General features: G+C 68.0%; 13 protein-coding genes. 6 read left to right on the top strand and 7 right to left on the bottom strand.

Annotated elements, in window-relative coordinates:
• Window positions 1-179 precede the first annotated feature (179 nt).
• The 6 genes from GPZ80_RS02050 to GPZ80_RS02025 all read left to right on the top strand — a co-directional run bounded on the left by GPZ80_RS02050 (window position 180) and on the right by GPZ80_RS02025 (window position 5179).
• Entirely contained in the window at window positions 180-689 is a 510-nt protein-coding gene (locus GPZ80_RS02050; protein WP_187218007.1) for a hypothetical protein, read from the top strand.
• Between the two features lie 96 nt (window positions 690-785).
• Window positions 786-1376, top strand: coding sequence for a DUF305 domain-containing protein (locus GPZ80_RS02045; RefSeq protein WP_222718751.1), 591 nt, complete (start codon window positions 786-788; stop codon window positions 1374-1376).
• 186 nt (window positions 1377-1562) lie between these two features.
• Window positions 1563-2816, top strand: coding sequence for an ABC transporter permease (locus GPZ80_RS02040; RefSeq protein ID WP_187218006.1), 1254 nt, complete (start codon window positions 1563-1565; stop codon window positions 2814-2816).
• Window positions 2806-3486 carry an ABC transporter ATP-binding protein gene (locus GPZ80_RS02035; RefSeq protein WP_187218334.1) on the top strand — a complete coding sequence of 227 codons (681 nt, stop codon included), beginning with the start codon at window positions 2806-2808 and terminating at the stop codon, window positions 3484-3486. The genes GPZ80_RS02040 and GPZ80_RS02035 overlap by 11 nt, the downstream gene beginning before the upstream one ends.
• A complete protein-coding gene (locus GPZ80_RS02030) occupies window positions 3486-3941 on the top strand; it encodes a hypothetical protein (RefSeq protein WP_187218005.1) in 456 nt (151 codons plus the stop codon). Before GPZ80_RS02035 ends, GPZ80_RS02030 begins: the two co-directional genes overlap by 1 nt.
• Window positions 3938-5179 carry an ABC transporter permease gene (locus GPZ80_RS02025; RefSeq protein ID WP_187218004.1) on the top strand — a complete coding sequence of 414 codons (1242 nt, stop codon included), beginning with the start codon at window positions 3938-3940 and terminating at the stop codon, window positions 5177-5179. Before GPZ80_RS02030 ends, GPZ80_RS02025 begins: the two co-directional genes overlap by 4 nt.
• A 107-nt stretch (window positions 5180-5286) precedes the next feature.
• Here the strand turns inward: GPZ80_RS02025 and GPZ80_RS02020 are convergent, their stop codons facing one another.
• Genes GPZ80_RS02020 through GPZ80_RS01990 form a run of 7 tightly spaced genes read right to left on the bottom strand, consistent with a single transcriptional unit; the run spans window position 5287 to window position 12952 of the window.
• Entirely contained in the window at window positions 5287-7632 is a 2346-nt protein-coding gene (locus GPZ80_RS02020) for a heavy metal translocating P-type ATPase (protein ID WP_187218003.1), read from the bottom strand.
• Between the two features lie 28 nt (window positions 7633-7660).
• Window positions 7661-8614: a DUF8832 domain-containing protein gene (locus GPZ80_RS02015; protein WP_187218002.1), complete on the bottom strand. Its 954-nt coding sequence runs from the start codon at window positions 8612-8614 to the stop codon at window positions 7661-7663.
• Window positions 8615-8648: 34 nt separating this feature from the next.
• Window positions 8649-8858, bottom strand: a complete 210-nt coding sequence (locus tag GPZ80_RS02010) for a heavy-metal-associated domain-containing protein (protein WP_187218001.1) — start codon at window positions 8856-8858, stop codon at window positions 8649-8651.
• A gap of 14 nt (window positions 8859-8872) precedes the next feature.
• Window positions 8873-9931 (bottom strand): ATP-binding cassette domain-containing protein, encoded by a 1059-nt coding sequence (locus tag GPZ80_RS02005; RefSeq protein WP_187218000.1) that lies wholly within the window; start codon window positions 9929-9931, stop codon window positions 8873-8875.
• A 32-nt stretch (window positions 9932-9963) separates the two neighbouring features.
• The gene (chrA, locus tag GPZ80_RS02000; protein ID WP_187217999.1) at window positions 9964-11151 is read right to left on the bottom strand and encodes a chromate efflux transporter; all 1188 of its coding nucleotides are present in this window, start codon (window positions 11149-11151) and stop codon (window positions 9964-9966) included.
• Complete coding sequence (locus tag GPZ80_RS01995; RefSeq protein ID WP_187217998.1) at window positions 11148-12200, bottom strand: ABC transporter ATP-binding protein; 1053 nt, start codon at window positions 12198-12200, stop codon at window positions 11148-11150. The genes chrA and GPZ80_RS01995 overlap by 4 nt, the downstream gene beginning before the upstream one ends.
• Window positions 12197-12952: an ABC transporter permease gene (locus GPZ80_RS01990; protein WP_312880057.1), complete on the bottom strand. Its 756-nt coding sequence runs from the start codon at window positions 12950-12952 to the stop codon at window positions 12197-12199. Before GPZ80_RS01990 ends, GPZ80_RS01995 begins: the two co-directional genes overlap by 4 nt.
• Between the last annotated feature and the right edge of the window lie 71 nt (window positions 12953-13023).

The raw sequence follows: 13023 nt of genomic DNA, 5'->3' as shown, positions 1-13023 counted from the left end.
TACGCTACGCCGCGCGGAACCTCGGCCGGTTTCGTAGCGTAAAGTTCTGGCATCTACTATGGTAGATCGTAAGTACCGGCGTCCCGACTGATGGAACGCCCGTCGAGCCAACCATCGGGGGAGGTCTGGTGCGGTCGCCGACCCTGTCCCCGCGCTCGGCGAACCGACCGGCACGCCCGATGGTCGCCACCACCGCACTGTCCACCCTCTTTCGGCCCGCCGCGTTTCTCGTCCTTCTCGGTGTGGTGCTGGGCGCGGTGACGATGGCCAGGAACCACGCGGCCCACCACGGCGCCGTAGCACCCGCTGCGGTGCACGCCACCCACGCAGCCATGTCCGGTCATGCCTTCTCGGGACATGCGCCGTCGGAGCGAATGGAACACGGGGCCACGACCCGACCCGCGGTCGGTGCAGGCACGTCGGCAGGCACCGGTGACGCGGCCGACCACTTCGCGGTGACGCCGGATCGGACGCCGGCGACGCCGCCCGCGCACACGACTCTCAAGCTCTGCCTTGCCGTTCTCATCGGCATGATCGTGCTGCGGGTGGTTGTGGCCGCATGGCGCGAACGTCGTCCGTGGCACGGTTTTAAGCTTCCCCAACCACCTGTCGGGACGATCCGGTCCTTGCCGAGGCCCAGACCTCCGACGGTCAAACTCATCACGTCTCTCTGCGTTCTTCGACAGTGACAGGACCACGTCTTCGGCACACCCCCGAAGGCGTCCGATCCGTCAGGTCGAAGCACCTGTTCGTCCACTGATGAACAGACACCCAGAGGAATGCTGATGCGCACCAAACTCATTCGCGGCGTCATCGTCGCTGTCTTCGGCGCCGCGCTCGTCGCCGGTTGCGGCTCGGCTGCCGAGCCCGGAAACCACTCAGGCGGCCAGACGGCCACCCACGACCGCAATGACGCGGACGTCAAGTTCGCGACCGACATGATCCCGCACCACAGCCAGGCCGTCGAGATGTCGGCCCTGGCGCCGACCCGAGCGGCGTCACCGGAAGTGAGGGGCCTCGCTCAGCGAATCCAGGCCGCGCAGGATCCCGAGATCAAGCTGATGCAGGGTTGGCTCACCGGGTGGGGCGTTTCCGGCGGCCATTCGAACACCTCGCAGAGCGGCGGTCACGACGCCGACTCCATGCAGGGCATGATGTCCGTCGAGCAGATGACGCGACTGCGCGAAGCGTCCGGCGCCGCGTTCGACCGGATGTTCCTCGAGATGATGATCGAACACCACGAGGGTGCGATCACCATGTCCGAGAAGCAGCTGGCCGAGGGCAAGAGCGAGCAGGCCAAGACGTTGGCGGGCGAGATCATCAAGGCACAGAAGGCCGAGATCATCGAGATGCGGAAGCTCCTCGGCACCGGCTGAGCCGCCTCGATAGACACGTCCCGACGCGGGATGCCTTTGGCAACGGCACGAGTCGGTTGCGGATCGCGTATACGCCTTCCACAGCCGTGCAGCCGATCCCCGCTCGTTCACACGCCTCGGACATGCGCCCTCGGTACCACGTGCGCGCGCTGTTCGCGGCGACCCATCGAACCGGAGGTTCGTCCCATGAAACTGTGGCTCATCGCCACGGAACTGGCCCGGCGCCCGCGCCGGACCTTGACCGGCGTCATCAGCGTCGCGCTGGGTGTCGCGATATTCCTCGGACTGCAGGCTTACGGCGCGGGCTATCGCGCGGCCGCCCGAGAGCCGTTGTCCCTCATCGGATCCGATGTCGTCGCACAGCGTCAGGGCGACCGTCCCGCTTCATTCGAGAACGTCGTCTTCCCGCACTCCACGTCCCCGGTCCACGTCGAGGAGGTGGAGCGGGTCCGCGCAGTCCCGGGTGTCGAGGCGGTCGCCGCGGCCATGTTCTTCTGGTCGTTCCAGGATGAGGAACTCCTGGTGGGGCTTGGTATCGACACCACGACGGATGTCGGTCCGAACAAGCTCGCGGCGGGGGTCACGCAAGGCCGGTTCCTCACCCCGGGCGATCACGACGTCGCGGTGTTGGACAACAGCTACGCCGAGCAGCACAAGATCACCCTCGGGGACCGCATATCGGTCGCGGGATCCCCGTTCGAGGTCATCGGCACGGTGGACACCAGCCGGGCGGGCCAGGTCGCGAACGCCAACGTCTACCTGCCGCTGGCTGATTCCCAGCGGCTGGTGGAGGCCTCGCCCGGAGTGCGGTCGGTGCATGACATCCGCCCTGGCGATGTGAACGTGTTGTTCGTCAGAGCCAACCCCGCCAGGGGGCCCGCGGTGGCAGACGACATCAAGGCGCTGCTCGGCAGCGAGGCGATCGTCACCACGCCGCAGTCGTTCGACCAGGTGCTCGGCCCCAGCTTCGTCATCATCGACCGGTTCGGCCTCATCATCGGCTTCGTCGCGTTGCTCCTCGCCGCCGCCAGCCTGCTGCGCGTGGTGCTGTCCACGTTGCGGCAGCGACGCAGGGACATCGCGGTGCTCCGTGCGGTCGGTTGGACGAGGTCGAGTCTGCGGGCTCAGCTTGTCGGAGAGAGCGTCGCTCTGACCTTCGTCGGGCTGGCGAGCGGACTGCTTCTGTCCCTCATCACGGTGTGGTTGCTGAGTCAGACCTCGGTGAGCATCCCGATCCCCTGGGAACTCAGCCCGACGCCGCATTTCGTGGCGAACGGCGCCAAGCAGCTCGCGATCGATGTCCCGCTCCGTTCCACTTTGGAACTGCTGTCCATCGGTCTCGTCCTGGCCATCGGCCTGCTCGCCGCGGTCACCGCGGGTCTGGCGGCGTCCAGGCGGGCCGCACGAATCAAGCCCTCGGAGGTATGGCGTGTCGACTGAACTACTGCGGGCCACCGGTCTGCGCAAGCGATTCGGCGGCGTCGTCGCCGTCGACTCGATCGATCTGCACATCAACGAAGCCGAATTCGTCGCCATCGTCGGCCGTTCCGGCTCGGGCAAGAGCACCTTGCTCAACCTGATCGCGGGGCTCGACCTGCCCGACGAAGGCGAGATCAGGTTCGCGGGGGAACTGTTGCGGGCCAACGACGAGGACGCGCTCGCGGACTGGCGGGCCGAACACGTCGGTCTGGTCTTCCAGGCGTTCCACCTCATCCCGACGCTCTCAGCGCTCGACAACGCCGCGGTTCCGCTGCTGCCCCGACGCAGTACCGAGGCCGCCAGAGCCGCCGCGCGGGAACGGCTGGACCAGGTGGGTCTCGGGAACCGCGTCACCCACCGTCCCGCCCAGTTGTCCGGAGGAGAGCAACAGCGCGTCGCCATCGCGCGGGCGCTGGTCGGAAATCCGAAGCTGCTGCTGGCCGACGAGCCGACGGGAAACCTCGACACGAAGACCGGCAAGGAGATCCTGGACCTCTTCGCCCGACTCCGCGCGGACACCGGGACCGCGACGGTGCTCATCACCCACGACGAGAACGTGGCGGCGGCGGCCGACCGCAGGATCAGCATCCAGGACGGCAAGGTCCTGGCCGAAGCGGGAGAGGGAAAATGATGAACGCACGAACAATCCACCGTCCCAGCCGGGTCGTGGCGCTCCTGTTCGCCGCGCTGATTCTCGTCGCGGGCTGCGGCAAGAGCGACGCGACCTCACAGGCGAAACCGGCTGAGAACGGCCCGCGGGTCGAGATCATCGCCCTCGACCACCGTCCGATGCGGCCGATCGTGGCCGAGATCGACGCGCTGCTCGACCCGGTCCGGGATCGCGTCGCGGTCCACCGTTACGACGCCGAGTCCGACGACGGCAAGAAGTTGGCCGAGGCCAACGGTCTCACCGGGCACGTCGCGATCCTCGTGCTCATCAACGGGAAACCCGATGTGACCTTGGGAGAGCGGACCGTGCGGTTCACCGGCTTCCCAAGAGGCAAGGCGCCGATGAAGTCCGCCGAGGGCGACTGGACCATGGAGGACCTCAGGGCCGCGCTCGATCAGGAGCTGGCCAAGCGATGAACAGCTACGTGTGGGCGCAGCTGCGCAGCAGGCGGAGGCGGTCGGTCGCGGTCGTCGCGGGCGTCGCGTTCGGCGCCGCGCTGTACGTGGCCATCTCCATTCTCGGCGCCGGCTTCCAGACCGCCTCGCGCGCGCCGTTGGAGAGCGTCGGCGCCGACTTGGTGCTGACTCGACCTGGTGCGGCGGCCGAGAACTCGTCGGTCCGGGGTATCCGGACCCCCGACGGACTGGCCACGTTCGCTGACGACGACCTGAAAACCGTCGAAGGAGTGGACCGGGTCGACGGGGCGAGTGGCGCAGTCCAACTGTGGGAGTTCGGGGCGCGCGAGACCGTGACCATCGTGGGCGTCGACGGCGCCGAACGTGCTGTCGGGCCTGGCAAGCTGTTGCGGGACGACATGACCGAGGGCCGGGCTTTCAGCGCGGGCGAGCGTGGCATCGCGGTGGCGGATCTGCACTATGCGCGGTTCTACGATCTCCAGGTGGGCTCGACGGCGACGATCGGCGGCCGGAAGTTCGAGATCGTGGGCATCCTCGAGGTCGCCAACGGCAGTCAGGCGGCCTCGGCGAACATGTTCATCCCGATCGATGACGCCCGGGAGATCGCGGGAATGGCTCCTGGCACGGTCAACCAGATTCACGTCAAACTCTCCGACGCGAGTCAGACCGACGCCGTCGTCGCCGCGCTCAACGGAAAACTCGGCCAGGTCAGCGCGATCACCGAGGACAGCATGGTCCAGGTCTTCGGCGCCGTCGGTCGGATCTCGGCCAAGTTCTCGGCTATCGCCGCGGCGATAGCCGTGCTTGGCGGGGTGATGCTGAGCTGGCTCGCCCTGCAGGGCATGGTCAACGAGCGTTCCCGTGAGATCGGGCTGCTCAAGGCTGTCGGCTGGCGGCGCCGGGACGTGGTCCGGGTCATCAGTCTGGAGGCGCTCGTCCTCAGCGTTGTCGGTGCGGTCGTCGGCATCGCGTTGGGGACAGCGGTGGCGGGCCTGCTCGCCGACATCCCGCTGCCCGCGACGCAACCCTTGCCGATGCAGGGCGCTGGGCACTCCGGGATGCCGACGGACGACGCTGGGGCCACCGCTTCGGACGTCCCCACCCTGCCGGTGCGGATCGACGCGTTGACCCTGCTCGCGGCCAGTGCGGCCTCGATCATCGCAGGCACGGTGGCCGGGTGGGCCACCGCGCACCGTGCGGCGAAGATCAAGGCCGCGCACAACCTGACCGCGCTGTAGCACGGCGAATGGTGTGAGCCATCGGGTTTCCGCCACGCACGACAGCACACAGTCGTCCGCGACCGAGCCCATCGGGCTTGGTCGCGGACGACTGTGCGTTCTGGCGGTTACGACCGCACGGTTTCACCTTCCGCCGCGGACTGCCGCTCCTGGGCATCGATCCGGCGTTCGGACGGCTGCGCGATGCCGCGGAATCGACGCAACCGAAGGCTGTTGGTCACCACGAACACCGAACTGAGTGCCATGGCCGCGCCGGCGAGCATGGGGTTGAGCAAACCGGCGGCGGCCAGCGGGAGTGCGGCCACGTTGTAGGCGAACGCCCAGAACAGATTGCCCTTGATCGTGGCCAGGGTCCGCCGGGACAGCCTGATCGCGTCCACGGCGACCATCAGGTCGCCCCTGACCAAGGTGAGGTCACTGGCCTCGATCGCCACGTCCGTGCCCGTGCCCATCGCCAGACCGAGGTCGGCCTGCGCCAAGGCGGCCGCGTCGTTGACACCGTCACCGACCATGGCGACCGTCTTTCCCTGTGACTGCAGCCGCTTGACGACGTCCACCTTGTCCTGCGGCAGGACCTCGGCGATGACGGTGTCATCGCAGGCCGCAATTGCGACCTCTCGGGCCACGGCGAGTGCCGCGCAGCGATTGTCACCGGTCAGCAGCACCGGCGTCAGCCCGAGATCGCGCAGTCGCCGAACGGCTTCCGCGGACGTCGGCTTCACGGTGTCCGACACCACGAGAACACCGCGTACGCGATCCGCCCACGTGACCACGACGGCTGTGCGCCCCCGGGACTCGGCGGCGGTCTTGGCCGCCGCCAGCTGCTCGGGCAGCGCCTGCGCCCGCTGCTCGGCCAGCGCGAGGCGACCGACCAGGACAGCCCGCCCGTCGACGACGCCTTCGACACCCAGGCCCTCGATGTTGGCGAACCCGTCGACCGATGGCAGGTCGCCCACCCGGGCGGTCGCACCGCGCGCCACCGCCCGGGCGATCGGGTGTTCGGACGCCCGCTCCACAGCGCCGGCGAGCCGCAGGAGTTCTCGCTCGTCGACGCCGTCGGCGGTGTGCACCTCGACCAGGCTCATCTGCCCGGTCGTGACCGTGCCGGTCTTGTCCAGCACGATCGTGTCGACCCGGCGAGTCGATTCCAGCACCTCGGGACCCTTGATCAAGATCCCGAGTTGGGCGCCACGGCCAGTTCCCACGAGCAGCGCGGTGGGCGTGGCCAGCCCCAAGGCGCAAGGGCACGCGATGATCAGGACCGCCACGGCCGCCGTGAACGCGGCCGCCGCCGGAGCGCCCGCGCCGATCCAGAATCCGAGCGTGCCCATGGCCAGCGTGATGACGATCGGGACGAACACCGCGGAGACCCGGTCAGCCAACCGCTGGACCTCGGCCTTGCCGTTCTGGGCTTCCTCCACGAGCTTCGCCATCTGGGCCAGTTGCGTATCCGAACCGACCCTCGTGACTCGGACCACTAGGCGTCCGCCCGCGTTCACCATGGCGCCCACGACCTCGTCGCCGGGACCGACCTCGACCGGCACCGACTCGCCGGTCAGCATGCTCGCGTCGACCGCCGAGCTGCCTTCCTCCACCACCCCGTCGGTGGCGATCTTCTCCCCTGGCCGCACGACGAACCGGTCGCCGGGGACGAGGGTGTCGACCGAGACCCTTTCCTCATGGCCGTCCCTGAGCACCGCCACATCCTTGGCGCCTAACTCGAGCAGCGCCCGCAACGCCGCGCCCGCCCGACGCTTCGACCTGGCCTCGAAGTACCGGCCGGCGAGGATGAACGTCGTGACACCCGCGGCCACTTCCAGATAGATGTTCGCCGCGCCGCTCGACCGCTCGATCGTGAGCTGGAACGGGTGCGTCATACCTGGTTCGCCCGCGGTGCCCCACAGCAGCGCGTAAAGCGACCAGAGGAAGGCCGAGAGCGTGCCGATCGAGATCAACGTGTCCATGGAAGCGGCGCCGTGCTTGAGGTTCGACCATGTCGCGCGGTGAAACGGCCAGGCGCCCCAGACGATCACCGGGCCCGCGAGCGCAAGCGAGATCCACTGCCAATAGTCGAACTGGAGGACGGGCGCCATCGCCATCGCGATCACGGGCACCGAAAGCATCGCCGACACGAGCAGCCGTTGGCGCAACGGCAGCGTCGGGTCGGGCTCATCGGACTGCTCGGTCCGCTCGGACCGCGCGGGCTCGGGCCGCGGCACCGTGGCCGAGTACCCGGCCGCCACGACCTCGTCGACCAACGCGGCCGTGTCCAGGCCAACGGGATAGGTCACCTTGGCCTTCTCCGTGGCGTAGTTGACCGCGGCGGTGACGCCGTCGAGCTTGTTGAGCCGTCGTTCGATCCGCGCGGCACAGGACGCGCACGTCATTCCGCTGATCGCCAACTCGACCTGTTGCTCGGCGGCAGGTGATCCGCCGGGTTCGTTCCCACTCATGTGCGGCTCCTCGCTGGCTTTCATCGGCTCATCCACCGTGTCCGTGCCCGGCGTCGGACTCCTGGGTCGCGGGCGGCTTAGTCGACGGCCGCGTCGCGGGCGGCTGCGCCGAGTAGCCCGCGGAGTCAAGGGTGAACTCGGCGGTGCGCACCTTCCCGCCATGCCGGAAGTCAAGGAACAACCGGTAACCGGCGACGGAAGGAACCTCCGCATGGAAGATCACCCGCGGGCCGGGTGGGGTCTTGCCGTCACCAGGCTCGCCATCGGGATGCACATGCAGGTAGGCGAGGTCACCGCCGCGCAGGGCCACCAGGTGTCCGTAGGCGCCGAGGTACGGCTCGAGGTCGTCCACCTCACGGCCGTCCCGCACAACGGTGAGGGTGAGCTTCGACGATCGGCCCGGGACGAGGTCGCCATCGATCCTGACCTCGTACCCGTCCACGTTCGCCACCCTGGACGGCGGGTATGCCCGTGGCACGTACTCCCCCGCCACGTCCAGATCGGCCCCGAGGACGACAGCTTCGCCCGCCTCGGGATCGAAGTCCGCGTACACCCGGTAGCTCCCGGCGTGCGTCACGTCCAGCGGAACCCTCCATGTCCCGTCGGGGTCCATCACGGGGTGCACGTGCTGGAACGCCGAGGTGTCCCTGCGCACCACGATGAGGTGCATCCGCTTGTCATGCGCGACATCGAACGCGGTGACGACCGCGCCGTCGGCCGCCGCGATCCTGAAGGTGTACTGCTGATCCGCCCCGCGGGGCAGGGCGGTGGTCATCGGGGTCAGGGTGTACCCGTTCGACGACGACCACAGTCCGGTCGGAAGATCCGGTTCAGTCCGCGTGTCTTCCTGTCCGGGCGCGGGCCCATGACCTTCGGTCGCCGCTGTGGTGATGGGTCCGACCGCCTGACCCGCCGACCAACCCAAGCCGCCGGCCAACGCCAGAGCCACACCGAACGCCGACAGCTTCGCTGCTGTGTTCATCACGATCCTCACTGGAATGAACCTGTCGAAGCGGTTACGGCGAAGTGACCTGGTATCCCGCTTCCTCGACAGCGGCACGAACCAGACCCCCGTCGATCGGCGCCTCGCTCATCACCGTCAGCGAGCCGCTCTTGAGGTCCACCGAAACTTCCTTCACACCTGCCACCGCCGACACCTCCTCGGTGACCGAACGCACGCAGTGATCGCACGTCATGCCGAGGACCGAATACACGTTGTCAATCATCAAGATCTCCTGATTCATTTGCCTGCCGCGCGAGCGGAAGCACTGTTGTGCGTATGTGCGGCAACGATTTCGGGCGACAAGGCGGGTGCCGGGATGAAGGTCCGGCGATCACGGACAACCGAGCAGTGCGTGCTGATCCAGTCGAGTGCGTCGGCGGCACTCGGACCGTCGATCCCCAGGAGAAACCGGGCCACCGGGGTCTCGCCGACCTTCGTGATGCCGCCGCCGACGATCTGGATGTCCACATCGAACCGGATGGCGGCGGCGGGCATCAGGGAACCGATGGCCGAGAAACCTGGCAACACGGCCTCGGCGACGATGTCGAAGACACCTTCGCCGATCCTCGGGCCCGCGATCTCGGGTAAGAGAGCGCGCGCCACAAGAGAATCCGGACGTTGAATCAAGTCCCACAGGGTGCCGCTTTCGCCGATGTGCCCGTCACGCAGGAGCGCGACCGTGTCGACCCGGCCCGCCATGCCCACGTCGCTGGTCAACATGAGGACGGTGACTCCAAGTTCGGACCGAGCACGGTCGAGAGCCACGACCAGGTCGCTGTCGGCATGCACGCCCTCACCCGAGTCGTCCGCGACCACGAGACGCGGACCGGCGGCGAGCGCCTGAGCCAGCGCGAGCCTGCGTCGCTCGCCCGGAGCAAGGTCTCCCGGCTGGCACCCGGCGGCACCGGTAAGGCCGGTCAGGTCCAGCAGTTTGGCCACTTCGGCCTTGATCCGGGGCGGATCGAAGAAGGCCCGTTCCATCGGGCTTGCGATGTTTCCCGCGGCGGATCGCCCGGCGAACAGCGCGCGCACATCCGTCATGGCGATGTCCCGTCGCACCGAACGCATGCGGGGGCGATCGAGACTCATCGTGTTCACACCGTCGACCGAGATGACCCCCGCGTCCGGTGTGTCCCGCAGCGCGACCAGGCGAGCGAGGGTCGACTTTCCGGAACCTGGCGGGCCCAGCACGCCGGTGATGCCACCCTCGGGCACCTCAAGCGTGAGATCCCGCAACGCCGTGGTTCTCTCGGCGCCCAAGCGCACGTATTTGTACACACCTTTGACAGTGATCATGGTTCACCCACCCCTGACACCCAGACCGCACGTCACCAGATAAGCGCCGCGCCGCCCCCGATCAGCGCTCCCGCAAGGACAATCGCCAACGCCCACTTCGGCCGCCACAACATCACCGCCATGGCGATCACCGCCTCCACCGCCGTGACCCAGTCCACGATCGCGTCCCCCGCGAGTTCGATCGTCACGGCGGCGACGACGCCGACCGCGGCGGCGGTGACCCCGTCAAGGAAGGCCTTGGTGGTCGGCGATCGGCGCAGCAAGGCGATCAGCGGCCTGGACAAAGTCATCAACGCGAAAGACGGGATCAGGCTGGCGACCGTGGCGACCACGGCCCCCGCCGATCCGGCGAGCAGGTAGCCGACGAATGTCGCGGTGGTCAGGATCGGCCCTGGCGTGATCTGGCCGATGGTGATCGCTTCGAGAAGTTCGCCCTCGGTCAGCCACCCTTGTTCGACCACCACCTCCGCGCGCAGCACGGCCAAGAGAACGGTGCCGCCCCCGAACATCAGGGCCCCCGCTTTGAAGAAGACCAAAGCAAGTTGGTCGAGCCCGACTCCCGTGCGGCCGATCGCGAAACCCGCCATCCGGTCAGGCATACCGGGCAGGAAACCTGCCAGCGCGACAGCCGAACCCTTCGGGGGCGTACGCCGGTCCCGAAGCAGCCGAGCGACCGCGGCCACCGCTCCCAAACCGAGCAGTACCAGAGTTTCGTTGACACCGAACAGGTATCCGATGAGAGCCAGCGCCATCACCGCGATCCGCGGCACGGTGAAACCAACGCTGCGAGCGAGCCGCCATGCCGACCAAGCGGTCACGGCGATCACTACAGGCTTGACCCCGTACAGCACGGCCTCAGCCGAAGGGGTGTCCCCGTAGCGCATATAGGCGGCGGCCAGGATCGCGGCGATCACCGATCCGGGCAGCATGAAGGCGAGCCCGCCCGCGATGAATCCGAGCTTGCCCGCGCGCGACCGCCCGATATGCATCGCCATCTCGACCGCGTTCGGTCCGGGCAACAGGTTGACCACGCCCATCAAGTCGAGAAAATCCCGCTCGGAGATCCACTTGAGTTGCGTGACCGCCTTGTTGTAGACCAGCCCTTGCGTCGCCGCGGGCCCACCGAACGCGAGTGCGCCCACGGTGAAGAAGGCCCAGAAGACGCGGAGCGCCTCCCGGGCACCCGCCTGCGGCGCCTGCGCGGACTGCTGCTCGCTCATGCCGGATAGCACTCCACTTCGGTGGCTTTCGCGCTGGCCCACACTTCGACCCCGGTCGCGAGTCCGAGTTCGGCCACGGCCGACCAGGTCAGTTCCGCCACGATCGACTGCTCGCCGTCGATCACGACTCGGACGACTTCACCTTCGTCGTCCATGCCGCGCACGGTTCCACGCCAGCTGTTGCGAGCCGAACCGTCCGGCGAGAGGCGGTGCACAGTCACGTGTCGGGGGTGGACCTTCGCGAACACACGGCCGTCGGCCGCGGCGGCGGCGAACAGCACGCCGCCGTCGTCGAGCATGACCCGGCCCCCGCGCGCGTGACCCGCGAACAGGTTCACGCCGACGAACGTGGCCACGTAGCTCGACCGCGGCCGGGCGGCGACTTCCTTGCTCGTCCCGGTCTGCACGACGCGGCCGTCCTCCATGACGACCAGATGGTCGGCCAGCGCCATCGCCTCGGCCGGGTCGTGGGTGACGATCACCTGGACGCCGTCGAACGACGCCAAGCCGTTCTTGAGGTCCCGACGGACCTCGCTGCGGGTACTGGCGTCGAGCGCGGAGAGCGGTTCGTCCAACAGCAGCATTTTGGGATGGGTGGCGAGCGCCCGGGCCAAGGCGACGCGCTGGGCCTGTCCCCCGGACAGTTGGCTGGGTTTGCGGTCCTCAAGGCCGGACAGACCGACCCGTCCGAGCCATTCGGCGGCCTGTTCCCGCGCCGGCAAGCGTTTGACGTGGTTGCATCGCAAACCGAACGCCACATTGTCCACAGCGGACAGATGCGGAAACAGCAGCAGACTCTGGAACACGACGCCGATCGGCCTGCGTTCCGGTGGCAGGAACACCCGCTCACTCGGGCAGTCCAGAACCAGGTCGTCGATCGAGATACGACCATCGCGCAGTCGCTTGAGGCCGGCGAGCGCGCTGAGCATCGTGCTCTTGCCCGCGCCGTTCGGGCCCACGATCGCCACCACTTTGCCGGGCTCGATCTCCAGGTGGGCGTCCAGGTCGAACGTCCCGTTGGTGATCTTGACATCCGCTCGCAGCGTCATTGCACTCCAAACCAGTGGCGACGCAGTCCGATCAGCACGCCGAGTGAGATCGCCAGCATGACCATGCTCAAGGTGATCGCCGCGGCTGTGTCGGTCTCCAGGGCGACGTAGACCGCCAGTGGAAGCGTCTGGGTCCGACCCGGAAAGTTTCCGGCGAAGGTGATGGTGGCACCGAACTCGCCGAGCGCCCGAGCCCAGCACAGCACGGTTCCCGCGATCAGCGAAGGACGAATCGTCGGCAAGGTGACCCGCCAGAACACCGTCCACCGGCTCGCCGACAGGGTGCGGGCGGCGTCCTCCAACCGGGTGTCCATGCTCTGCAGGGCGCCGCCGATGGTGAGGATGAGGAAGGGCATCGCCACGAACGCCTCGGCCAGGATCGTGCCCGCGGTGGTGAACGGCAGCGAGATGCCCGTCAGGTTGTACAGCGGCTCCCCCACAAAACCCTTGCGGCCGAAGACAAGAAGCAGTGCCACTCCGCCGACGACCGGCGGGAGCACCACCGGGAGCGTGGTGATCGCACGGAGTAGGCCACGCCCCGGGAACGAGACCCTGACCTGGAGCCAGGCCAAGGGAATCCCGAACACGAGGCAGACGACCGTCGCTCCCAGGGAGCAGACCAACGACAGCCACAGCGCGTCGAGCACCCGCGGGTCCGCGAGGTAGGTCCCAAGGTCAGGCCATGGCACCCGGATGACAAGCCCGATCAGGGGCAGGACGAAAAGCAGGGCCGCGACGGCGCCGAGGATCACGATCCCCGTAGGCGGCCTGCTCCCGCCCCCACTCGTTCGGGGGGCGGTCCGTGCCGTCTTCGAGTCCGAAC

Source organism: Actinokineospora xionganensis, assembly GCF_014323725.1.
Taxonomy (GTDB): Bacteria; Actinomycetota; Actinomycetes; order Mycobacteriales; family Pseudonocardiaceae; genus Actinokineospora; species Actinokineospora xionganensis.
The sequence above is the reverse complement of the archived record's forward strand: the minus strand, read 5'-3'. Positions and strand labels throughout refer to the sequence as shown.

Coding starts and splice junctions, on each gene's coding strand:
- GPZ80_RS02050 (WP_187218007.1), top strand. CDS start 180: ATGGTCGCCACCACCGCACTGTCCACCCTCTTTCGGCCCGCCGCGTTT.
- GPZ80_RS02045 (WP_222718751.1), top strand. CDS start 786: ATGCGCACCAAACTCATTCGCGGCGTCATCGTCGCTGTCTTCGGCGCC.
- GPZ80_RS02040 (WP_187218006.1), top strand. CDS start 1,563: ATGAAACTGTGGCTCATCGCCACGGAACTGGCCCGGCGCCCGCGCCGG.
- GPZ80_RS02030 (WP_187218005.1), top strand. CDS start 3,486: ATGAACGCACGAACAATCCACCGTCCCAGCCGGGTCGTGGCGCTCCTG.
- GPZ80_RS02025 (WP_187218004.1), top strand. CDS start 3,938: ATGAACAGCTACGTGTGGGCGCAGCTGCGCAGCAGGCGGAGGCGGTCG.
- GPZ80_RS02020 (WP_187218003.1), bottom strand. CDS start 7,632: ATGAGTGGGAACGAACCCGGCGGATCACCTGCCGCCGAGCAACAGGTC.
- GPZ80_RS02015 (WP_187218002.1), bottom strand. CDS start 8,614: ATGAACACAGCAGCGAAGCTGTCGGCGTTCGGTGTGGCTCTGGCGTTG.
- GPZ80_RS02010 (WP_187218001.1), bottom strand. CDS start 8,858: ATGATTGACAACGTGTATTCGGTCCTCGGCATGACGTGCGATCACTGC.
- GPZ80_RS02005 (WP_187218000.1), bottom strand. CDS start 9,931: ATGATCACTGTCAAAGGTGTGTACAAATACGTGCGCTTGGGCGCCGAG.
- chrA (WP_187217999.1), bottom strand. CDS start 11,151: ATGAGCGAGCAGCAGTCCGCGCAGGCGCCGCAGGCGGGTGCCCGGGAG.
- GPZ80_RS01995 (WP_187217998.1), bottom strand. CDS start 12,200: ATGACGCTGCGAGCGGATGTCAAGATCACCAACGGGACGTTCGACCTG.